The organism is Maritimimonas rapanae (assembly GCF_057837205.1).
The window spans coordinates 1434931-1454998 of the sequence record NZ_JBYQFI010000001.1; the positions used below are offsets into that span (position 1 = coordinate 1434931).

Annotated in this window: 23 protein-coding genes; 7 read left to right on the forward strand and 16 right to left on the reverse strand. The window is 32.3% G+C overall.

Annotated elements, in window-relative coordinates:
• Window position 1: 1 nt before the first annotated feature.
• Window positions 2-694, reverse strand: a complete 693-nt coding sequence (locus AC3IF2_RS06800) for an ABC transporter ATP-binding protein (RefSeq protein ID WP_489166315.1) — start codon at window positions 692-694, stop codon at window positions 2-4.
• A gap of 100 nt (window positions 695-794) precedes the next feature.
• Between AC3IF2_RS06800 and AC3IF2_RS06805 the strand changes: the two genes are divergently transcribed.
• Complete coding sequence (locus AC3IF2_RS06805) at window positions 795-1205, forward strand: thiol-disulfide oxidoreductase DCC family protein (RefSeq protein WP_489166316.1); 411 nt, start codon at window positions 795-797, stop codon at window positions 1203-1205.
• Between the two features lie 181 nt (window positions 1206-1386).
• Here the strand turns inward: AC3IF2_RS06805 and AC3IF2_RS06810 are convergent, their stop codons facing one another.
• The 8 genes from AC3IF2_RS06810 to AC3IF2_RS06845 all read right to left on the reverse strand — a co-directional run bounded on the left by AC3IF2_RS06810 (window position 1387) and on the right by AC3IF2_RS06845 (window position 8906).
• Window positions 1387-1962 (reverse strand): DUF2911 domain-containing protein, encoded by a 576-nt coding sequence (locus tag AC3IF2_RS06810; protein WP_489166317.1) that lies wholly within the window; start codon window positions 1960-1962, stop codon window positions 1387-1389.
• A gap of 54 nt (window positions 1963-2016) precedes the next feature.
• Window positions 2017-2424, reverse strand: a complete 408-nt coding sequence (locus tag AC3IF2_RS06815) for a hypothetical protein (protein WP_489166318.1) — start codon at window positions 2422-2424, stop codon at window positions 2017-2019.
• Window positions 2425-2516: 92 nt separating this feature from the next.
• The gene (locus AC3IF2_RS06820; RefSeq protein WP_489166319.1) at window positions 2517-2924 is read right to left on the reverse strand and encodes a hypothetical protein; all 408 of its coding nucleotides are present in this window, start codon (window positions 2922-2924) and stop codon (window positions 2517-2519) included.
• A 738-nt stretch (window positions 2925-3662) separates the two neighbouring features.
• The gene (locus tag AC3IF2_RS06825; protein ID WP_489166320.1) at window positions 3663-4820 is read right to left on the reverse strand and encodes a peptidase MATCAP family protein; all 1158 of its coding nucleotides are present in this window, start codon (window positions 4818-4820) and stop codon (window positions 3663-3665) included.
• A gap of 32 nt (window positions 4821-4852) precedes the next feature.
• Window positions 4853-5683, reverse strand: coding sequence for an N-formylglutamate amidohydrolase (locus tag AC3IF2_RS06830; protein WP_489166321.1), 831 nt, complete (start codon window positions 5681-5683; stop codon window positions 4853-4855).
• 6 nt (window positions 5684-5689) lie between these two features.
• Window positions 5690-6529, reverse strand: a complete 840-nt coding sequence (locus AC3IF2_RS06835) for a sulfurtransferase (RefSeq protein WP_489166322.1) — start codon at window positions 6527-6529, stop codon at window positions 5690-5692.
• A gap of 24 nt (window positions 6530-6553) precedes the next feature.
• Complete coding sequence (gene gshB / locus AC3IF2_RS06840) at window positions 6554-7588, reverse strand: glutathione synthase (RefSeq protein ID WP_489166323.1); 1035 nt, start codon at window positions 7586-7588, stop codon at window positions 6554-6556.
• 10 nt (window positions 7589-7598) lie between these two features.
• Window positions 7599-8906, reverse strand: a complete 1308-nt coding sequence (locus AC3IF2_RS06845; RefSeq protein WP_489166324.1) for a dicarboxylate/amino acid:cation symporter — start codon at window positions 8904-8906, stop codon at window positions 7599-7601.
• 165 nt (window positions 8907-9071) lie between these two features.
• On the opposite strand from AC3IF2_RS06845, the gene AC3IF2_RS06850 reads away from it, so the two are divergent.
• Together AC3IF2_RS06850 and AC3IF2_RS06855 are read left to right on the forward strand one after the other, a co-directional pair.
• Window positions 9072-9716 (forward strand): DUF937 domain-containing protein, encoded by a 645-nt coding sequence (locus AC3IF2_RS06850; RefSeq protein ID WP_489166325.1) that lies wholly within the window; start codon window positions 9072-9074, stop codon window positions 9714-9716.
• Window positions 9717-9823: 107 nt separating this feature from the next.
• Window positions 9824-10129, forward strand: coding sequence for a DUF6787 family protein (locus AC3IF2_RS06855; RefSeq protein WP_489166326.1), 306 nt, complete (start codon window positions 9824-9826; stop codon window positions 10127-10129).
• 4 nt (window positions 10130-10133) lie between these two features.
• On the opposite strand, the gene AC3IF2_RS06860 is transcribed toward AC3IF2_RS06855, so the two are convergent.
• From AC3IF2_RS06860 to AC3IF2_RS06875, 4 genes are all read right to left on the reverse strand, one after another.
• The gene (locus AC3IF2_RS06860) at window positions 10134-10421 is read right to left on the reverse strand and encodes a hypothetical protein (RefSeq protein ID WP_489166327.1); all 288 of its coding nucleotides are present in this window, start codon (window positions 10419-10421) and stop codon (window positions 10134-10136) included.
• Window positions 10422-10468: 47 nt separating this feature from the next.
• Complete coding sequence (folE, locus tag AC3IF2_RS06865) at window positions 10469-11065, reverse strand: GTP cyclohydrolase I FolE (RefSeq protein ID WP_489166328.1); 597 nt, start codon at window positions 11063-11065, stop codon at window positions 10469-10471.
• 90 nt (window positions 11066-11155) lie between these two features.
• On the reverse strand, window positions 11156-11713 hold the full coding sequence (gene msrA / locus AC3IF2_RS06870; RefSeq protein ID WP_489166329.1) for a peptide-methionine (S)-S-oxide reductase MsrA: 558 nt from the start codon (window positions 11711-11713) through the stop codon (window positions 11156-11158).
• A gap of 161 nt (window positions 11714-11874) precedes the next feature.
• The gene (locus AC3IF2_RS06875; RefSeq protein WP_489166330.1) at window positions 11875-13221 is read right to left on the reverse strand and encodes a M28 family metallopeptidase; all 1347 of its coding nucleotides are present in this window, start codon (window positions 13219-13221) and stop codon (window positions 11875-11877) included.
• An 88-nt stretch (window positions 13222-13309) separates the two neighbouring features.
• Here AC3IF2_RS06875 and AC3IF2_RS06880 point away from each other — a divergent pair, with 88 nt between their 5' ends.
• Window positions 13310-13801, forward strand: coding sequence for an alpha-ketoglutarate decarboxylase (locus AC3IF2_RS06880; RefSeq protein ID WP_489166331.1), 492 nt, complete (start codon window positions 13310-13312; stop codon window positions 13799-13801).
• Between the two features lie 73 nt (window positions 13802-13874).
• Here the strand turns inward: AC3IF2_RS06880 and AC3IF2_RS06885 are convergent, their stop codons facing one another.
• From AC3IF2_RS06885 to AC3IF2_RS06895, 3 genes are read right to left on the reverse strand one after another with little or no spacing between them, the layout of a single operon-like run.
• On the reverse strand, window positions 13875-14330 hold the full coding sequence (locus tag AC3IF2_RS06885; RefSeq protein WP_489166332.1) for a GNAT family N-acetyltransferase: 456 nt from the start codon (window positions 14328-14330) through the stop codon (window positions 13875-13877).
• A complete protein-coding gene (locus AC3IF2_RS06890) occupies window positions 14331-15353 on the reverse strand; it encodes a threonine aldolase family protein (RefSeq protein WP_489166333.1) in 1023 nt (340 codons plus the stop codon). It abuts the gene before it with no gap.
• A gap of 12 nt (window positions 15354-15365) precedes the next feature.
• Window positions 15366-17759, reverse strand: coding sequence for a zinc-dependent metalloprotease (locus AC3IF2_RS06895; RefSeq protein ID WP_489166334.1), 2394 nt, complete (start codon window positions 17757-17759; stop codon window positions 15366-15368).
• A 135-nt stretch (window positions 17760-17894) separates the two neighbouring features.
• On the opposite strand from AC3IF2_RS06895, the gene prfB reads away from it, so the two are divergent.
• From prfB to AC3IF2_RS06910, 3 genes are all read left to right on the forward strand, one after another.
• On the forward strand, window positions 17895-18986 hold the full coding sequence (gene prfB, locus AC3IF2_RS06900; RefSeq protein WP_489166335.1) for a peptide chain release factor 2: 1092 nt from the start codon (window positions 17895-17897) through the stop codon (window positions 18984-18986).
• Window positions 18987-18991: 5 nt separating this feature from the next.
• Window positions 18992-19198 (forward strand): hypothetical protein, encoded by a 207-nt coding sequence (locus AC3IF2_RS06905; protein WP_489166336.1) that lies wholly within the window; start codon window positions 18992-18994, stop codon window positions 19196-19198.
• Window positions 19199-19431: 233 nt separating this feature from the next.
• On the forward strand, window positions 19432-20049 hold the full coding sequence (locus tag AC3IF2_RS06910; RefSeq protein WP_489166337.1) for an HAD family hydrolase: 618 nt from the start codon (window positions 19432-19434) through the stop codon (window positions 20047-20049).
• Window positions 20050-20068: the final 19 nt, after the last annotated feature.

Below are 20068 nucleotides of genomic sequence, written 5' to 3' on the forward strand. Positions count from 1 at the left end.
CTTATACCGCTTTAGCTTTTTTTGTTAACTCATCACTAATAATAACACCATCCTTTAACCGAACTATTCTATCTGTTTGCTCTGCTATGTCTTCTTCGTGGGTAATAACAAAAACCGTCATTCCTTCATTATTAATTTCTTTTAATAACTCCATTACAGAATGTGAAGTTGTAGAATCTAATGCCCCAGTAGGCTCATCGGCTAAAATTACCTTTGGTTGAGTAACTAAAGCCCGAGCAATAGCTACACGTTGCTTTTGACCACCAGATAGCTCACTTGGTAGGTGATTTGCCCAATCCTTTAACTCTACTTTGTCTAAATATTCTAAGGCAATTTTTTGTCGTTCTTTTCTACCTATGCCTTTGTAATAAAGTGGCATGGCTACATTTTCTAGAGCTGTCTTATACGAAATCAAGTTAAATGATTGAAATACAAAACCTAAAAACTTATTACGTAAAACAGCTGCTTTTTTCTCATTTAATTTTTCTATTAATTCTCCATTTAAATAATATTCTCCTTCATCATGTATATCTAATAGCCCAACTATATTTAATAAAGTAGATTTTCCAGAACCAGAAGATCCCATTATAGAGACAAACTCTCCTTCTTTAATGGTTAAATCTAGGCCTTTTAAAACATGAAGGGAATCTTTACCCATTGGGTACGATTTGTGCAGCTTTTTTAATTCAATCATTTGGTTAATTATTAAACTTTAAAATTAAGAATTGGTATGCTCTGCAATTCATAATATTATGTTAAAAGACGATACAAACTCTATTTTGTAACTTTGTAATGTGATAAACTTAAAGAACAAAAATATTATACTTTTTGACGGAATTTGCAATCTTTGCAATTCTTCTGTTCAGTTTATCATAAAAAGAGATAAAAAAGGTCATTTTTTATTCTCGTCTCTACAATCTGACGCCGGTCAGCAAATTTTGTTACACAATAATCTAGAAAATTTAGACTTTAAAACTATTATATTGATTGAAAATGAGAAGGTCTATAGTAACTCTACAGCAATATTAAGAATAGTAAAACTACTTTCTGGTCTCTATCCAATGCTTTACGGATTAATAATTATCCCAAAACCAATTCGCGATTTTTTCTATACTGTAATTTCAAAAAACAGATATAAATGGTTTGGCAAAAAGGATAATTGCATGATCCCAACTCAAGAATTAAAAGCTAAATTTTTACCATAAAAAAAGCCTAGATCGAAGATTGACCTAGGCTATTAATGAGAAGCATTTTTGAAACAATTATTATTCTTGTAAAAGTAGTATTTGTATTTCTGTAAGTTTCATTTTGACATTCTAGTCAAATAAAATGCTCCTCATTTTTTATATACATTTAATTCCTTTATTGCATTTAATTTTTTATCATTTAAAGTTTAGCAAAAAACTCTTGCTCTTCTACTCTAATTGGCACTTTTATTCTAGTAGTACCCCATGCTAATACCATATCTAATTGCTCATCTCTTTTTTTGAAGGCAATAGAAAATGATTCCAATAATTCTGCTTTGCTAACGGGGACTTTGATTCGAGCTACATCAGCTTTTGGGTTATATTGAAATGCACCCCAAACATCGAGATTAGAATTCAAGATCACTTCCCATTCATTTTCGCCTGGTATCGTTAGCAAAACATAAGTACCTGCCTTAACAACTACATCATTAATTACAGTGTCTTGATATAATTTTATCTCTGTCGCTTCATTAGCTCCTGTTCTCCATAACTCCCCAAACGGAATTTTATTGCCAAAGATCTGTTCATTTTTAGTAGCTGATGGTCTTCCATAAATTACTTTAACCAATGGAGCTGATACTTTACTCTCTCTATAATATGCTATATCGTGCGGATCTTTATCTAAATTTTTAAACCCTTGGCTATTTCCTTTTAAGGAAAATAATAACATAGCATATATTATGATGATCGTTTTTATGTATATAGACTTTTTCATTTGTTCGTGATTTAAATTATTAAATATCTTCATAGCAATTTGGCTTTTAGAGTATTAGTCATTCATATTTGCAGCTAGTGTATTATCTGTTTTTAAAACATTATTTAACTTACGTGTTGCTGATACGGTAATCTTTGATGTAATTACAAAGTTTGATGTATACAATCTTAAATTATAAGTACCTGCTGCTAACTTTGTCTTATCTATCTCACAAGATTTACCTTTGTTTTTAGAAGTAAATACCGGTTCACTTGTACGTGGATCTAAAATCTGATACTTATAAAATATATCTGCAGATTCTAATTTCATATTATCTTCTCTTGTATCGTCTATGATCGTCATAGCTACTGAACCGTCTGGACCAGTTGTTACATATTTTAATCTCTGTGGCGCTTCATTATTCTGAGCAAATGTTATTAATGCTACTAAACTTATTACGATGGTGAAAACTACTTTCTTCATGATTCTAATTTTTAATTGTTTATACTTTTTTTTGACGTTATAATTTTATTTAAAGGAAGAAAGGAGTCCGTCGATTCAACTATTATATAGTATTAGTCATTCATATTTGCAGCTAGTGTATTATCTGTTTTTAAAACATTATTTAACTTACGCGTTGCTGATACGGTAATCTTTGATGTAATTACAAAGTTTGATGTATACAATCTTAAATTATAAGTACCTGCTGCCAACTTTGTCTTATCAATCTCACAAGATTTACCTTTATTCTTTGATGTAAATACCGGTTCACTTGTTCTTGGATCTAAAATCTGATACTTATAGAATACATCTGCAGATTCTAATTTCATATTATCTTCTCTTGTATCATCTATGATCGTCATAGCTACTGAACCGTCTGGACCAGTTGTTACATATTTTAATCTCTGTGGTGCTTCGTTATTCTGAGCAAAAGTTATTAATGCTACTAAACTTATTACGATGGTGAAAACTACTTTCTTCATGATTCTAATTTTTAATTGTTTATACTTTTTTAGTTACTGTGACATCAATTTTAATTAAGGAAAGAAAGGAGCAAGTCATACAATATTTCGTTAAAATTTTTTGTATTTCGTTGTATTTCAACATCTTAAAATAGTATTTCGTTTTTAGATTAAGATGTAATCTCCCTATGTTGGCTTTACAATAAAGCAACATTAAATCCGTTGTAAATAGAGTGAACTACTCACAAATTCTCTTAACAGAGAAAACTAAAATTGATTAATTAAAGATTTTAAGTACGAAGGAAAAAATTCCTTATAAATGTAATAGCGACTTACCAAAACCTAATAAAAGGTTAATATAAAATCTTTAAGCTCTTTTTGTTATGAAGACCGTGTTCTAGATACAGAACAAAGAATTCAAGAATAATTAACGAAATACATTGCTAACGTACAATAAAGAACTATATGTGTCAATAGAGCAATTAGTGATTTTTTAAACTCATGGAAAACCATGAGTTTTTCATATTTAACTTAAATAATTGATTATAAATAAGTTACATTTATAAAAATGATAGAATTGATAAAAAAATGATTAGTACTTTTTTTAAATTAATAAATTTTCGAAGAAAGTATTCCCCTTTTTCAAGTATGAAAATTTAAGATTTATCCAGCCAAATTAGTGTCTTTTTAAAGAAAAAAGAAGTCAAAATTGTGAAAAATTGCAATTTTTAACCTTTTCAACAATAAGTTTTACGCCTATTATTTCAAGCTTTTTAAGATAAAATCTATAGTCTTATTTATATTCTTATTGTCTTTATAAGAATCTGTAATATGTTTAGAAGGTACAGCATATCCTTTATTTATAAGGGTTTCTATTGCATCTACATATTCTAATGATACTTTTCCCGTAAGCAGTAAACTCAGATCTTTACCTTCCTTGTAGTAGTCAAATACCTTTTTAAGCCCAGTCAAATACAAATAGTCTTTGGTAAAACCACCTCCTCTATGCGCTCGCATAGTTATATAAAACGCTTCTTCTCTATTTAGATCATATACGTTGTGTAACAATCTAAATGTTTTAGAGAATTGATATCCCTTTGCTAAGCTATCTACCGCGATCACCCTATAAGCTAGTTCTTTAAGACGTTTTACTGTTAAACTACCAGACATATATTCACTAAATACTGCTAAACCTTCTTGAGTCTCTACATTATTAGGAAAACCATGCGAAAAGATCTTTAACGGATGTAAAAGCCCATTCATGGTTGTAACCATATGCACTCCGATCTCATGGTTAGTCAATACCGCCATCTGATTGTCTGAGAACGTATGATGATTATTTATCACTAAAGTTTTGATATTATTCAGTACCATAGCAATTGCCCCCATTTCATCAGAATACTTTATTTCATAGGTAAAATCGTACTGTTTCGAGTAGTCTCTAAAAAATTGTTCAGCTTGTTTTGGAGAATACTTTGGTTGGAACTGTTCAGAATTAGGGTCTTCTTCTTCAAAATGTAAAATGAATTTGGCATTCTCTACATCTTGTTCTGTAGGTGTGCCAAAAGAATGCAAACTATTGTAATAAAATCTCTTACCCTCTCCTATTGTTTCTATACATTGAATTAAACCTGAATAAAAATATATAATCTCTTCATAAAGCTGTTTTAGATCTTTATCTTCAATCAATTCAATAGGCTGTGCAAAGAACTCCCTATGCAATTTAAATTTATCGAAATCTATATTTGGATATTTAAAAACTGGGTCGGTCAAATATTTTGAAGCAAAAAATTGTTGTTTTTGCTCTTCTATATTAATAGGATTAACATAACTTAATAGCTCAATTTTCTTAACTAATTGATCTATATATGTATCTATTTTAAATAAAGCTTCAGTAGCAACTTCAGATTCTTTCATCAAATATCAATTCTTCAAAAGGAAAGGCAAATTTAAGGTTTATGGTTAGTATAAAAAGTATTCGCATGCTTTTTTAAATCTGTTCTCAACGATTTTTCTACAGCAGCTATAACTTCAGGATACATAATTTGATTCAATTCATCGCAATATACTTTGGCGATTTCGGTAGCTAATACTAACGTATTACTAAAATTTTCTGTTATACATTTTAAAAAATAGCCATTTCCTTGAAACGTATCATTAATCTTAGAAGTAGATTTAATTCCGTTTGGTAATTGCATTTTCTCCAACACAGAGCGCCATAGTTCAATATCGTTACCAAATCTATTATTATCTACGTTAGATGTGCCTAAATTCCAAGTTGGTACTTCCCTATCCCATCGTTTCCAATTATAACTGTGCATATCGTAAACAACACAAACACCAAAAAGTTCTTCTAATTTACTGATTAACGCATTAACGACTTTATAAAAATTATAGTGTTTTTGTAAACTTCTATTGTGCATCTCCTTTGGCAATGGGTTCTTCCATAATTGTTTACCCCAAGCATCTTCATAAATTGCATTATTTGGATGGCGATTTAGATCATATTCAAAACGAGAATCCATACCAGCAATGATAACAGGATGTGTTTTTACCATTTCTTTGGTTGCAGGATCCTCTTCGAACCAACGCTCATATTCTGTATGTAAGCAATTCTCCCATAGCTCTTTTCTAAACTGATGCCCATCGTGTACTGCTCCACAAGCATAATGTACATATTCGTCTATTTTTATTGTGAAAGAATAATCGTCAGAAACTGCTTCGAATGTTTCTTTATTATTAATTTTTTGAATGATTTGATCAACTGAAAGTTTTAGCATATTTATTTAATTTTCAATTGGTAATTCATGTTTACTTCCCCATTCTGTCCAAGATCCATCATAAACAGAAAGGTTTTTATAACCAGCAACTTCGGCTCCTAAAGCTAAAATACAAGCTGTAATTCCAGAACCACAAGAAAAAATGATTTCTTCTTTATTTTCGGTAATGTCCTTAAACTTATTTTTTAATATTTCTTTCTCTAGTAATTTACTTTCTTTTACTAAATCTGTATAAGGTAAATTTTTTGAATTTGGTATATGGCCACTACGTAATCCTTCTCTTGGTTCTTTAATTTTACCTTCGAATCTATTTGCGGAGCGTGCATCTAAAATTAACTTATCTGATGAATTTATGGCCTTTAAAACTTCATTATGATTATTAATAAAGCTTTTGTTCAAAGTAGCCTTAAAATTTCCTAAAATGCCTTCATATTTTTTTGGTTCTTCAATTGGCAAGCCTTGATTATTCCATTCTAATAAACCTCCATCTAAAACCGCCACATTTTCATGACCAAATGACTTAAACAACCACCATGCTCTTGGCGCTGAGTAAATTCCATAATCATCATAAACTACAATTATACTATCAGTATTTATCCCCAATTGTTGAGACTCTTTTTCAAATTTTTTAAAAGAAGGAAATGTATTAGGAAATTCTGAAGTAGTATCACTAAAAGTATGTTTAATATCAAAGAATCTCGCTCCTTTAATCTGCTGTTTTACAGAATTAGCATTATCAGAATCGGTCACCTTTTTTAAGGTAGCATCTAAGATCACAAGGTTAGGCAGCTCCAGGCTTTTAGATAGCCATTCAACAGAAACCAATGGTTTAGGTAAGACATTCATAAAATACTATTAAATCGAATCTAACTAGGCTTCGTCTACTACTCGTCTAAGATCAGTTTTGCGTCTAAAAGCAGCACTGCGTTCTAATACTTTGCTTTCTAAAAAGTCTATAACTTTTTCTTGAAGTCTCACTTTATAAACCTTGTTTATATAGGTAATTCCACCTGGGCTCATAACATTAACTTCAACCAATTTACCTCCAATAACATCTATGCCTACAAAATAGAGCCCGTCTTTTACTAGTTTAGGTCCTATCTTTTTACACAATAACTTTTCTTGTACCGTCAATTTATGTTTTGCAACTCTACCACCAGCCGAAACATTAGAACGATGGTCTTTGTCTCCAGGGATACGTCTCATAGCCCCAATTGGCACACCATTCAAAATTAAAACACGTACATCTCCTTGATCTGCACCTTCGATATATTCTTGTAAAATCACATAATCTGAACCGCCTTCGCTCTTACTAATATAAAAATCTAACAAAGAATTAATATTACCCATTGCTGCCTTTTCTATAAGGATTACTCCAGAACCTCCAAAACCATTTAGTGGTTTTAAGATCATTTTATCTGAAGTGGATTCTTCAATCATTTTAATCAAATAATCTTTATTTTTCGAAACATGAGTAACAGGAATAATTTCATTATCAGGATCTTCAAAAACTGCTGTATAGACTTTATTATTTGCTTCTCGCATTCCCTGTACAGAATTTACTATAAAAACATCATCTTTTACAGAATCTAAAAAATTTAACATTAAAGGGTCTAACGGCGGCTCAGCTCTCATAAAAATTACATCAAATCCTGCCAAAGGCAACATTTCTTCTCTGATACTGGCATTTTTATGAAATGATTTTAATGTGTTCGGTACTTTATCCATTCTATTAATAATAGTAACGAAAGCACAGGTTACACTATTTCTTATTGTTAAATTTGCTGGAGCGCATAAAGCTACACCATGTCCTCTTTTTACACATTCATGAATCAATGCTAACGAGGTATCATTTTCCGGAGATTCTATACTCTCCCACGGATACATTAAAAAACAAATATTCATCTGGTTAATTTTATTTTACTGCTTCATAATTATCATCCCAATCCTTTACATGAGGTTCACCTAATTTATCAATAGATTTTGCCACAACCATAGATACTGTTGCATCGCCAGTAACATTCACCACTGTTCTACACATATCTAAAGGCCTATCTACTGCAAAAATTAAAGCTAAGCCAGCTTCAGGAATTCCAGCATAACCTAATACTCCTACTAGCATTACCATACCAGCTCCTGGCACTGCTGCGCTACCAATAGAGGCTAAGGTAGCAGTAGCAATAATACCTAATTGCGTTCCTAAAGTCAAATCCATGCCGAATGCTTGAGCAATAAATACAGCAGCAACAGCTTGATACAAACTAGTACCATCCATATTAATAGTAGCGCCAATTGGTAATACAAAACTTGATACTTCTTCTTCAACTCCTAAATGTTCTGTCACTCTCTCCATAGTTACTGGTAATGTAGCAGCACTCGAACTGGTTGAAAAGCCTAATAATTGAGCTGGTGATATTCCGTTCATGAAAAATTTAGGTGACTTTTTCGTGTAGGTAGTGACTATAATATTATAGATTACTATCATAACCAATAAACCTAAAACTACCGTAATGGCATACCATCCTAATGCTTTAAATAAATCGACACTTGGTGATTCTACCACTAAAGCGGCTAATAAGGCAAATACTCCATAAGGAGCTGCTAGCATTATTAAGTCAACCATTTTGAGAATGACTTCATTAAAACCATCAAAAAATTGCTTGACTACTTTTCCTTTCTCTTCAGGAATCAATATCAATCCTATACCAAAAAACACAGCAAAAAATATGACTTGCAACATATTTCGATTACTAGTTGATGCAGCAAAAATATTTTCGGGCACTAAGTCTTCTAGTGCTTGCAGTGGTCCACTTTCCTTCTGTTGTTTTGCCGTTTCTTTGTACTTAACTGTATTACCACTATAATTCTCCACCATTTCTATTCTAGTAGTTTCTGTAATAGAATTTCCTGGTTTTATTAAATTTACTAGAAGAAGCCCAGTAGAAACTGCAATAACCGTAGTAACCAAGTAAATTGCAATAGTGCGACCTCCCATTTTAGATAGCTTAGAAATATCGCGTAAGTCTGAAACTCCTTTTATTAAAGCAGCTAAAATGAGTGGTATTGCTATTAATTTTAATGAATTAATAAATATTTTACCAAATGGCTTTATCCAATCTTGTACTATTTCTCTTCCTCCGCTAAAGTTGGTCATAATAAGGCCAACCACAACGCCCAAGGCCATTCCTAAAAGTATTTGCCAATGCAGTGCTAGTTTTTTCATTTAAGTTAGTTTAATTAGAGTAGAAAGGTAAAAAATTAATCACAAAGAAAAAATTAACGTTTTAGTAATATTGACTAATAAAATTTGGCATCATTATTTCTATCTAATGTTTAACAATAAATCGTATATTGTAACTTTAATTTATTAATCACAAAACAAACAAAAATGGAAGGAATTTTAGATCTTCTAGGTAGTGACCTAGGAAAGACAATTATATCTGGTGTTGCTGGTTCTACTGGTCAAGACACTAATAAAACGAGTAGCGTTTTAACGATGGCACTGCCTGTTTTAATGAAAGCAATGCAACGCAATGCATCTAGCTCTCAAGGAGCTGAAGGCTTAATGGGTGCATTAAAGAATAAACATGATGGAAGCATCTTAGATAATTTAGGTGACCTTTTTAGAGGTGGTGTAGAACCAGAAGTAACAAATGATGGTAGTAAAATCTTAGGTCATATTTTAGGAAATAGACAAAGAGGTGTTGAACAAGTTATTGGCCAAAAAGCAGGTCTTGATGCTGGTTCAGTAGCGAATATCTTAAAAGTCGCTGCTCCAATACTAATGGGTGTTTTAGGTAAGCAGACGCGTCAACAAAATGTTAGACAACCTTCTGATCTTGGTGGTTTACTAGGCGGTTTGTTAGGCGGAAATTCAACGCAAAAACAACAAAGTTTCTTAGAAAAAATACTTGATGCTGATGGAGATGGTAGTGTAATAGATGATGTTGCAGGAATGGTTCTTGGTGGAGGAAGTCAAAAGAAAAGTAGTGGCTTAGGTGGTGTGCTAGAAGGATTGTTTGGAAAGAAATAACATAACAATTATATAAAGATAAAAAAGGTTGAGCTAAGCTCAACCTTTTTTATTTGTTTCTTTTTTAGGATGAAATCAAGTTGTACTTTTGTTGCTGAATTTTAGGTATGGAAAAACTAAAAGAGCGTTGGGGTATAGAAAATAATTGGGCTATAGTAGCTATACTATTAGTTTTTGCTATAAATGGATCTTTTGCTGCTTGGGTAGCTAAGCCAGTTACCGAATTCTTCGGTATTTCTAAAGAAGCATTTTCGCCTTGGATATATTATACCATTCGTTTTTTACTAATCTTTCCAATTTATCAGATAACCTTACCTATTGTAGGTTGGTTATTTGGGCAATTTAAATTCTTCTGGAATTTTGAAAAAAAATTCCTAACCCGATTAGGGTTAGGAATTTTATTTAAGAAATAATTTTTTAAACCTGAGCCTCTACTTCTACTATTGTTTCCTTTTTACTTTCGAAAACATAAGTATACAACCACATTAATGTAAACGTTGGTATTATATCTAAAAATGGCATTGCTTCTTCAATAAAAGTAATTGCAGCAGCAATTTTTCCTTTTCTACCTTCGTAAAGCTTTGTCATAAAGTAGGCAGAAAGTGGCGCCCAAACTATATCTAAAAACGGAAATGCAAAAGATGCATAACCAAAAGCATCTAGCACAAGACCAATGGCTAATTTTTTGTATTTGTTATCTGTCATAATTGTTTTTGATTAATATTAATTCTATTGCAATAAAAGTGCCATATTTATGACAAGTCAGAACTAATTAGTTTTAAGAACTCTGTACGTGTCTCCATATTCTTAAATGCACCCCTAAAAGCTGAAGTTGTAGTCACAGAATTTTGCTTTTGTACACCGCGCATCATCATGCACATATGCGATGCTTCTATTACTACCGCTACACCTTGAGGCTCTAACACATTGTTTATTGCATTTACAATTTGATCTGTTAATCGCTCTTGCACTTGTAGTCTCCTCGAATAAATATCAACTACACGCGGTATTTTACTCAACCCTACTATTCTACCATTCGGTATATAAGCTATATGTGCTTTACCAAAAAATGGCAATATATGATGTTCACATAAAGAATATAGTTCAATATCTTTCACAATTACCATTTCAGAATAGTCCTCATCAAACAAAGCAGATTTCAATATCTCTTCAGCATCCATTTCATAGCCAGATGTTAAATATTGCATAGCCTTAGATGCTCTTTCTGGTGTTTTTAATAATCCATCACGAGAAACATCCTCTCCAATACTATCTATAATAGATTCATATTTTTCTTTTATATCGTCGGTCACTTCTATATTATATTCTTCAAACTTTCTGTAAGGCATGTTTTTAATTTAAAAATTAAAGATATAAAAAAGAAGGTTTGCCAAAAAATGAATTTCGACAAACCTTCAAAACCAAAAATCAACCAAATTTTATTGCTTTTTGAGCTTAGCTTTATATTTCTTTACGAACTTTTCTAATTTAGGATTTATCACAGCGCGACAATATCCTTGATTCTTGTTATTATTATAATAATCTTGATGATAATTTTCTGCTACAGAATAATTGTTAATTGGAGTTATTTCTGTAACTATTTTATCATCAAATACATTTTCTTTTTCTAAATCGGCTATCATCTTCTCAGCTTCAGCTTTTTGCTCATCATTATGATAGAAAATAGCCGACCTATATTGTGTGCCTACATCGGCTCCTTGCCTATTTAATGTTGTTGGGTCGTGCGTATTAAAAAATACATCTAATAGCTCACGATAACTTATAATCTTAGGGTCATAACTCAATCTAATTACTTCAGCATGACCAGTATTACCAGTACAAACTTCTTTGTATGATGGGTTTTTTACCTTGCCTCCAGCATACCCAGATTCTACTTTATAAACTCCTTCTAACTGCTCGAAAATGGCTTCGGTACACCAAAAACATCCGTTACCAAAAGTTGCCAATTCTAATCCTTCTTTAGCGATATTATTCATTGATATTTTAGAATTTCTAGTTGTTTCTCTAGCCGATAAATTACACGATAAAAAGCCTAAAATAAAAATGAAAACAATACTTTTTTTTATCACTTATTTTCTCTTTTACTTATAAGACGGCAAATTGACTTTTTAATTACACAATTAAGAAAAGTTTAACATTAATTTCTCGGGATAAGCTTTCGCGGAAATTGGATCAAGCTTTCGGCTCCATTTTTACCTACTGCTGCTACACCAAATAAATAGTTATCAATAACTATATTTTTTAATGTGTAATCGGTTGTTTTACCTACAAATCTGCTGTATTGCCACTGAGGTGAAGTAGTATCTCGCCAATATACTTTGTAGCCTATTAAATTATCGTCATCCACCGCTTCCCATTTCAATCTAGTTGAAGGCTGAACTGCACCACCAATTTGTACATTTTTAGGCTCAGCTGGTGCTGATGCTAATGATGCTAATGTTAATGCATTAACGGTTGTTAATTTAGCTGCGTAATCAAAGTTTACAGATTCTATTACATCACCATATTTAATTCCGTTTTCTGTTCTTATATCTTGATGCTGCTCGTTATAGTTTTCATGTGTTTCCATAATACGAACGCCAGTAAAGCCTTCATCATTAAATGGTCTATGATGTCCTCCTCTACCAAAACGATCTAAACGATAGATCATAATAGCATCTAGATTTGTCATATAATCATCTGTTAATTTATCAATATACCTTGCCAATTGTCTTGAAGGGCCATCAATTTCACCGCCATAATAACGCATACCTCGCTTTTCTCTGTCAGACATTTCCATTGAAATAGCTTCAGAAAAAACCCTGAAGGTACTATTGTCAACCACGCCATCAATTCCTTTAATATTTCCTATCATATCGTTATTTAATACTCCAACAATATCCCAACCTTTTTCTTTAGCAACTTTAGCCATATGTTGACCTCCATACAAACCTTGTTCTTCACCAGACAATCCAACATAAATAATTGAAACAGGAAACTTATATTTACTCAAGACACGTGCAGCTTCAATAGTGCCTGCCATACCAGATGCGTTATCATTTGCTCCAGGCGAATCTGATGTATAATTATTAGGATCTGATACTCTAGAATCTATATCACCAGACATAATTACATATCGATTCGGGTATTTAGCACCTCGCTGAATAGCAAGTACATTAACAACCTCAACATCTTTTACTATTCTGCGATCATTCTTTGGTACTAGATTACGTTGATAACTAACTTCTAAGCAATTATTGCAAGCTTTTGAAATATTATCAAATTCAGATTTTATCCATCGGCGAGCAGCGCCAATTCCTCTAGTTTGAGAAATGGTATCAGACAAAGTATGACGTGTGCCAAAATTTGCTAATTTTCTAATATCCTTCTCAATACGTTCGGCAGAAGGTTCAGTAGCTATTTCTGATAATATCTTAGAAACATCACTTTGAGAAAAAGAAATAAGTGAAACAAGTAGTATTAAAACGGTTAGTATAAATCTCATTGTATAAAAGTTTAATTAGTTAACGTTCAGTAAAATTACTATTATTTAATAGAATAATTATCTTAGACGTGTTAAACAACAATTCATTATGAAAAAAGTTCTACTAATTGCTCTTTTAATTTCGATTACTGGTTTTGCGCAAGATGATGACCAACCCAAATTTTGGGATCATGTTCGATTTGGTGGTGGTTTTGGCTTAGCTTTCGGCTCTAATCAAACAACCATTGCTATTTCACCTAGTGCAATTTATGAGTTTAATGATCAATTTGCTGTAGGCCCAACTCTAAGTTATCTCTACAATAAAAACTTTGATTTGAAGTCAAATGTATTTGGAATTGGAGCTGTTACTCTATACAATCCTTTAGAATTTTTGCAATTATCAGCCGAATTTGAGCATCTTTTTGTTAACCAAAAACTAGTAGGTTTTGATGATATGAATATCGATATTCCTACTCTTTATTTAGGTATTGCTTATAGAACAGGATGGGCAGCTTTTGGTATTAGATATGATGTGCTATATGATGATGAAAAAAGTGTATTTGCTTCTGCCTGGTCACCTATTATTAGAGTATATTTTTAACAAATTACTTTATTGAAAGAAGTGAAGAAATCTTGAATTAATAGATTCTTCTTTTTCACTCAGAGTGACATTACTATTTGAAATGTAATTTCATGCCTTCATGTGAAGCTTTAAAGCCTAGTCTTTCATAAAACTTTAGTACTTCTGGGCGTTTTTTATCTGTAGTTAATTGAATAAGGTGAGCTCCTTCTTCTTTTGCTTTGTTTATTGCCCATTTAAATAGCTCTTCTCCTAATCCTTTTCCTCTTTGATCTTCTCTTACTCTAACTGCTTCTATCTGTGCACGTATGCCTCCTTGATAGGTTAAGTATTGAATAAAACTTAATTGTAACGTACCTGTAATTTCCTTTTTGTCGTTTTCAACTACAATTAATCTTTGATTACTATCCTTATTAATATTTTCAAAAGCTAAATGATATTTTTCTGGTAATGGTGTTTTATAATCTTCTCGAAGTTTTCCTAGTTTATCATTAGCTATCATAGCAACAATATGAGGAACATCTTTTTTAGTTGCTTCTCTAAAAATCATTTAATAAAGATTTTTCAGTTCTACTATTAGTTTTTCCATCATAATATCAGTAAAGTCTAAGTGTGTTGTTATACGAAGTTTGCCTTCACCCATACCTACAATTAAAATACCTTTATCCTTTAATTTCTGAACAAATTCTTGTTCGTCTATAGCATCTTTAATATTAAAAATAATAATGTTAGTTTCAACAGGTTCTACTTTTTTGATGTATGACTGAGCTTCTAAAACATTAGCAATCTGTTTTGCTTTTTTATGATCTTCGACTAAACGTTCTATATGATTGTCTAGAGCATAAATTCCAGCTGCAGCTAAGTAGCCCACTTGACGCATACCTCCTCCTAATCGTTTACGAATACGCAATGCTTCTTTAATATGATCTTTACTACCTAATAAAATAGAGCCTACTGGGCAACCTAATCCTTTTGATAAACAAATGGAGATAGTGTCAAATAACTCACCATATTGTTTTGGTGATTCATTTTTAGCTACCAATGCATTAAATAAACGGGCGCCATCTAGGTGATAACCTAAATCATTTGCATCACATACTTTTCTTATTTTTTTCAGTTCCTCAAAATCCCAACAAGCACCTCCACCCTTGTTGGTAGTGTTCTCAACTGTGACTAATGAGGTAAATGCTTCATAAATATGATCTTTATTTTTTACATGAGCTTCAACTTGAGCTGCATTAAACATACCTCTTTGACCATCAATCAAATTACATGCAACTCCAGAATTTGCTGCTGGTCCACCACTTTCATAATTATATACATGTGCCCATTTATCACAAATAAGTTCATCGCCAGGCTTTGTATGTAACTTAATGGCAGTTTGATTTGCCATCGTGCCAGAAGGAAAAAACAACGCAGATTCCATTCCAAACATTTGGGAAGCTTTTTCTTGTAAGGCATTAACAGTGGGGTCTGCACTAAATACATCATCACCTACTTCTGCTTGCATCATAGCATCTAGCATACCTTTAGTAGGTTTGGTTACAGTATCGCTTATTAAATTTATAATCATGTTTAATGAAAGTTATTCCATTCCTATAGGCGAACCATCAGGGATTTTAGGTGCTTCTGTTTTTTTATATTTTGTTGGGTTTTTTATAAAAGATTCTATATTCTTAACCATAGCCTCATCGTATATATTCTGTAGACCGATTGACTTTTTAGACCCCAAATAGTTTTTTATACTATTTAACTTATTCATAACAATGGCATTTACCTGCTTGTAAGAATTTTGATTAGCTGCTAAATAGAACAATTGATTTAACACTTCTTGATTTACAACATTCTGTAAATTTTGCAAGTACAAATCTTTATGATTCTTTTTAAAAGATGCCTTTACTGTTGCATCTATAACTTCATCTAAACCTAATTGACTATTATCTAAACTTTTATGCTGTACTAATCTTGAAGCTCTTTGTGGATGAAATAAAAGTTCAAGCGTTAATTGTGATGCAGTTTCAACAGCTCCATAAGCATCAAAACCAACTCCATTTTTACTTTTAAATGACTCTCTACTTCTACTATAACCTATCGCCCTTGGTGGAAATAAATCTAGTTTAGATTTTGGAATGGCAATCTCATTTGCATCAATGGTTTTTAACAATGTGCTTAAAGCTTTACGCTCTGTTGCTCCATCTACTCTTTTTACTGGCGTTTGATCACCTCCTTTTACGGCATAACTATAATCTAGGCCTCCAATTAATTTTACTACCGCTTCTGTTTGATATCTATGGAAGAAATATAAAGGCACAAAAACATCTTCTAATACTGAATAAGGCTCGTCTATTTTGATATTATTAATTGAAAATTTTTCAATTGCTGCTTTACGTATATTTAAAACATTATTTAATTCTTCAGTAATATCGGAACCATTATCCCATAAATGTGCATGAGCATTAGCACCTCCTCTAGGGCGTGCGTCTTGATCAGAAATATAGCGTAATCCACTAGCAAAAGCATCATCTAATATCTTTTGCAAGCCAGTATCTTCATTATCTACAAAATCTTGATATGAATAAGCTACGGTTACTTTATCCCATTCACCGATACCAACAGCATAAGCATCCGAAAAGTCAATCTTACCGTCTTTTATTGAGAATTTAGGATGCGGATAATCCATTACTGATGCTCTATTATTAGTACTAGCTGCAAAATTATGTGCAAAACCTATTGTATGACCAACTTCGTGTGCAGACAACTGGCGAATTCTAGCTAAAGCCATTTCTAAAGCGAATTTATCATCAGTTGAACCATTGGCATACGGAGCTTGTAATGCTTGTGCAATCATAAAATCTTGACGGATTCGTAATGAGCCTAAGCTTACATGTCCTTTAATGATCTCACCTGTTCTGGGATCTGAAATACTACCACCATAACTCCATCCTCTAGTTGAACGATGTACCCACTGTATCATATTATATCTTAAGTCTAATGGGTCAGCTCCAGGAGGTAACATCTTCACCTGAAAAGCATCTTTGTAACCAGCAGCTTCAAAAGCCTGATTCCACCAGCGAGCACCATCTAACAAAGCAGATCGTACCGGCTCTGGTGTGCCCGTATCTAAATAGTAAATAATAGGTTTTTTGGCTTCGCTAACTGCAGCAGATGGGTCTTTTTTCTCTAATCTATGACGATAGATAAAACGTTTGGTAATTGATTCGTTTACAGGTGTAGCGTAATCTAAATAAGACATTGGGTAACTACCCGAACGTGCATCATATACTCTAGGTTTATAATTATCATCAGGTAACTCAACAAAAGAATGATGTTGATGTGAAGTTACTGCCGTAGCGTCTGGTGTAACGCTACGAATATTATATCCTTTTGGTTTCCCTGTAAAGGTTAACATCACATCAAATTCTACATTTTTTGGGAAAGCCTTCGTACGATCTAAATTAAACGCACTTCTCGTTTTATCGAGCTTATAGCTGCCTTGCTTATTATTTTCTAAACGATTGGTAACACCATGCGCGTCTCGCATTAAAAAATCTGTGGCATCAACTAAATACTTTCCTTTATGTTGCTGATCTATTTTAAACCCCCACAACACAGATTTGGCAAAAGCCTCTTCTATAGAGCGTCTTTCTTCATTATTATCTGTTAAAGCTCTATAACGTTGGTTAGGTTGAATAAGTAGTAATTTATTCCCTGCTTTTTGAAATTTCACTACTACTCCATCTCCTAATTGCCCTCTATCTAAACCGATATCATTAGAACCTAATCCTTCTGACAGTGAATGCACATATAAAAATTCGGCATCAACTTTATCAACTACCAGAAAAATTTTATCAGAGCTTTCATCATAATAAAAGTTAAAATAGCCTTTGTAGTTGGTTATATTCTTATCATTATCAAAGAATTGGGCAAAAGAAAAATTAAAAGATAAAAAAAGTAAAATGGTAAAAGTTAGTTGTTTCATTGTAGAAAATTTATCGTAAAACTTGATAGCAAAAATGCCTTGCTATTTAGCAATGCTAATGTAATGAGAAATCTATAAACTTAATAGTTAGCAAGTTTTTTGTTGCGCACTAAAAGTTTATTTTTGCTGACAACTATGATTACACAAGAACAGATAAAAGATATTAATGAGCGAGTTGAAAAGCTAAAAGGATATCTAAATATAGATCAGAAGCTTATTGAGATTTCTAATGAAGAGGAAAAATCTGCTGATCCTAACTTTTGGAATGACCCTAAGGAAGCTGAAAAATTGATGCGTTCGCTTCGGTTTAAGAAAAAATGGGTTGAAGATTACAACACTGCGAAGACAGATGGAGAAGAATTATCAATATTATATGATTTCTATAAGGGTGGTGAAGCTACTGAAGAAGAGATCATGGAAGTATATCATAAAACCAGTTCTTTTTTAGAAGAAATGGAGTTTAAAAATATGCTTTCTGAAGAAGGTGATGATCTAAATGCTGTGCTACAAATTACTGCTGGTGCTGGAGGTACAGAAAGCTGTGATTGGGCATCTATGCTAATGCGCATGTATATGATGTGGGGAGAAAAGCATGGAATGAAGATTAAAGAATTAAACTACCAAGAAGGTGATGTAGCTGGCATAAAAACTGTGTCTTTACAGTTTGATGGTGACTATGCATTTGGATGGTTAAAAGGCGAAAACGGCGTGCATAGATTAGTACGTATTTCACCCTTTGATAGTAATGCAAAACGACATACATCTTTTGCTTCGGTATATGTATATCCAGTTGCTGACGACACAATCGAAATAGATATAAATCCTGCTGATATTGAGATTACTACAGCACGTTCTAGCGGTGCTGGCGGGCAAAATGTAAATAAAGTTGAAACAAAGGTACAACTAACGCATAAACCAACTGGAATTCAGATTTCGTGTTCTAATTCACGTTCACAGCACGATAATAGAGCTACTGCTTTGCAGATGTTAAAGTCGCAACTCTATCAAATTGAATTAGAAAAGCGTCAGGAAGCCAGAGCTGATATTGAAGCTAATAAAATGAAAAACGAATGGGGAAGCCAGATTCGTAACTATGTGATGCACCCTTATAAATTGGTTAAAGATGTGCGTACCGCAGAAGAAACTGGTAATGTAGACGCGGTTATGGATGGCGATATAGATGCGTTTTTAAAAGCTTTTTTAATGGTAAATGGGCAGAAAAATTAATTAGAATGGAATTCATAACGAATTACTGGTCACAATTAACAGTTCTAATTGGATTATTAGGCTATATTTTAAAGACCATTTTAGATTATAGATTAAAAGATAAAGAGCAAAAAAGAAAATTTTTTTATGAATTAAAAGCAAACAAAATAATTGATCTTTACTCAAAAATTGTTGAAGTCCAAATGATTATTGAAGAAGAGTTGGAGGTGTAGGACAAGATTTTGAGAAGAATATTTACAAAAAAAGAATAGCATTAGATAAATACTATTGGGAAAGTCGTTTCTATTTCAAAAAAGACACTCAGGAAACTTTTGAGTATTTTCTAAAGTGCTTGCCTTTCTTTGAAAATGAAGAAATGCTGAAAGAAGATCCAGAAATTGAAACTAGATTTAATTACTTTGTAAATTTATTACTTAAAGATTTTAAAAAAGAGATTCTTTAAAGCATGCCAAAAATCAACACAATCATATATGACCTAGGTGGTGTTCTTATTGATTGGAATCCAAAATATGTTTATCGTCAAGTTTTTAATGGTGATGAAACTAAAGTAAATTGGTTTTTAAACAACATATGCACACTTGCATGGAATGAAGAGCATGATGCGGGCCGACTAATTGAAGATGGCAATAAAGTATTGATAGAGCAATATCCTGAACATGAAGCTCTAATTAGAACCTATTATGAACGTTGGCATGAAATGCTAGGCGGTCCTATAAAAGAAGGTGTTGAACTATTTAAAAAATTAAAAGAAAGGAATAACTATAACCTATATGCTTTAACCAATTGGAGTGCAGAAACATTTCCTCTTGCTTTAGAGCGTTATGAATTTTTACAATGGTTTAAAGGTATTGTAGTATCAGGTACAGAAAAAACCAGAAAACCTTTTAAAGATATTTATGAGATCATTTTAGATCGTTATAACTTAACTGCCGCAAATTGTGTTTTTATAGATGATAATTTGAAAAATGTAGAGGCAGCCAGAGCACTTGGTATATACGCAATTCAATTTAAGAACAGTCAGCAACTAACGAATGAACTGAATCATTTGGAGGTTTATTTTTAGAGATTTCTCACATTCGTTC

Bases quoted from the DNA above. Each gene is read 5' to 3' on its own strand.
- AC3IF2_RS06880 (WP_489166331.1), top strand. From the start codon at position 13,310: ATGAAAAAAGTTCTACTAATTGCTCTTTTAATTTCGATTACTGGTTTT.
- AC3IF2_RS06815 (WP_489166318.1), bottom strand. From the start codon at position 2,424: ATGAAGAAAGTAGTTTTCACCATCGTAATAAGTTTAGTAGCATTAATA.
- AC3IF2_RS06910 (WP_489166337.1), top strand. From the start codon at position 19,432: ATGCCAAAAATCAACACAATCATATATGACCTAGGTGGTGTTCTTATT.
- AC3IF2_RS06825 (WP_489166320.1), bottom strand. From the start codon at position 4,820: ATGAAAGAATCTGAAGTTGCTACTGAAGCTTTATTTAAAATAGATACA.
- AC3IF2_RS06820 (WP_489166319.1), bottom strand. From the start codon at position 2,924: ATGAAGAAAGTAGTTTTCACCATCGTAATAAGTTTAGTAGCATTAATA.
- AC3IF2_RS06905 (WP_489166336.1), top strand. From the start codon at position 18,992: ATGGAATTCATAACGAATTACTGGTCACAATTAACAGTTCTAATTGGA.
- msrA (WP_489166329.1), bottom strand. From the start codon at position 11,713: ATGAATAATATCGCTAAAGAAGGATTAGAATTGGCAACTTTTGGTAAC.
- AC3IF2_RS06810 (WP_489166317.1), bottom strand. From the start codon at position 1,962: ATGAAAAAGTCTATATACATAAAAACGATCATCATAATATATGCTATG.
- AC3IF2_RS06850 (WP_489166325.1), top strand. From the start codon at position 9,072: ATGGAAGGAATTTTAGATCTTCTAGGTAGTGACCTAGGAAAGACAATT.
- AC3IF2_RS06875 (WP_489166330.1), bottom strand. From the start codon at position 13,221: ATGAGATTTATACTAACCGTTTTAATACTACTTGTTTCACTTATTTCT.
- prfB (WP_489166335.1), top strand. From the start codon at position 17,895: ATGATTACACAAGAACAGATAAAAGATATTAATGAGCGAGTTGAAAAG.
- AC3IF2_RS06895 (WP_489166334.1), bottom strand. From the start codon at position 17,759: ATGAAACAACTAACTTTTACCATTTTACTTTTTTTATCTTTTAATTTT.
- folE (WP_489166328.1), bottom strand. From the start codon at position 11,065: ATGCCTTACAGAAAGTTTGAAGAATATAATATAGAAGTGACCGACGAT.
- AC3IF2_RS06845 (WP_489166324.1), bottom strand. From the start codon at position 8,906: ATGAAAAAACTAGCACTGCATTGGCAAATACTTTTAGGAATGGCCTTG.
- gshB (WP_489166323.1), bottom strand. From the start codon at position 7,588: ATGAATATTTGTTTTTTAATGTATCCGTGGGAGAGTATAGAATCTCCG.
- AC3IF2_RS06860 (WP_489166327.1), bottom strand. From the start codon at position 10,421: ATGACAGATAACAAATACAAAAAATTAGCCATTGGTCTTGTGCTAGAT.
- AC3IF2_RS06885 (WP_489166332.1), bottom strand. From the start codon at position 14,330: ATGATTTTTAGAGAAGCAACTAAAAAAGATGTTCCTCATATTGTTGCT.
- AC3IF2_RS06830 (WP_489166321.1), bottom strand. From the start codon at position 5,683: ATGCTAAAACTTTCAGTTGATCAAATCATTCAAAAAATTAATAATAAA.
- AC3IF2_RS06835 (WP_489166322.1), bottom strand. From the start codon at position 6,529: ATGAATGTCTTACCTAAACCATTGGTTTCTGTTGAATGGCTATCTAAA.
- AC3IF2_RS06855 (WP_489166326.1), top strand. From the start codon at position 9,824: ATGGAAAAACTAAAAGAGCGTTGGGGTATAGAAAATAATTGGGCTATA.
- AC3IF2_RS06800 (WP_489166315.1), bottom strand. From the start codon at position 694: ATGATTGAATTAAAAAAGCTGCACAAATCGTACCCAATGGGTAAAGAT.
- AC3IF2_RS06890 (WP_489166333.1), bottom strand. From the start codon at position 15,353: ATGATTATAAATTTAATAAGCGATACTGTAACCAAACCTACTAAAGGT.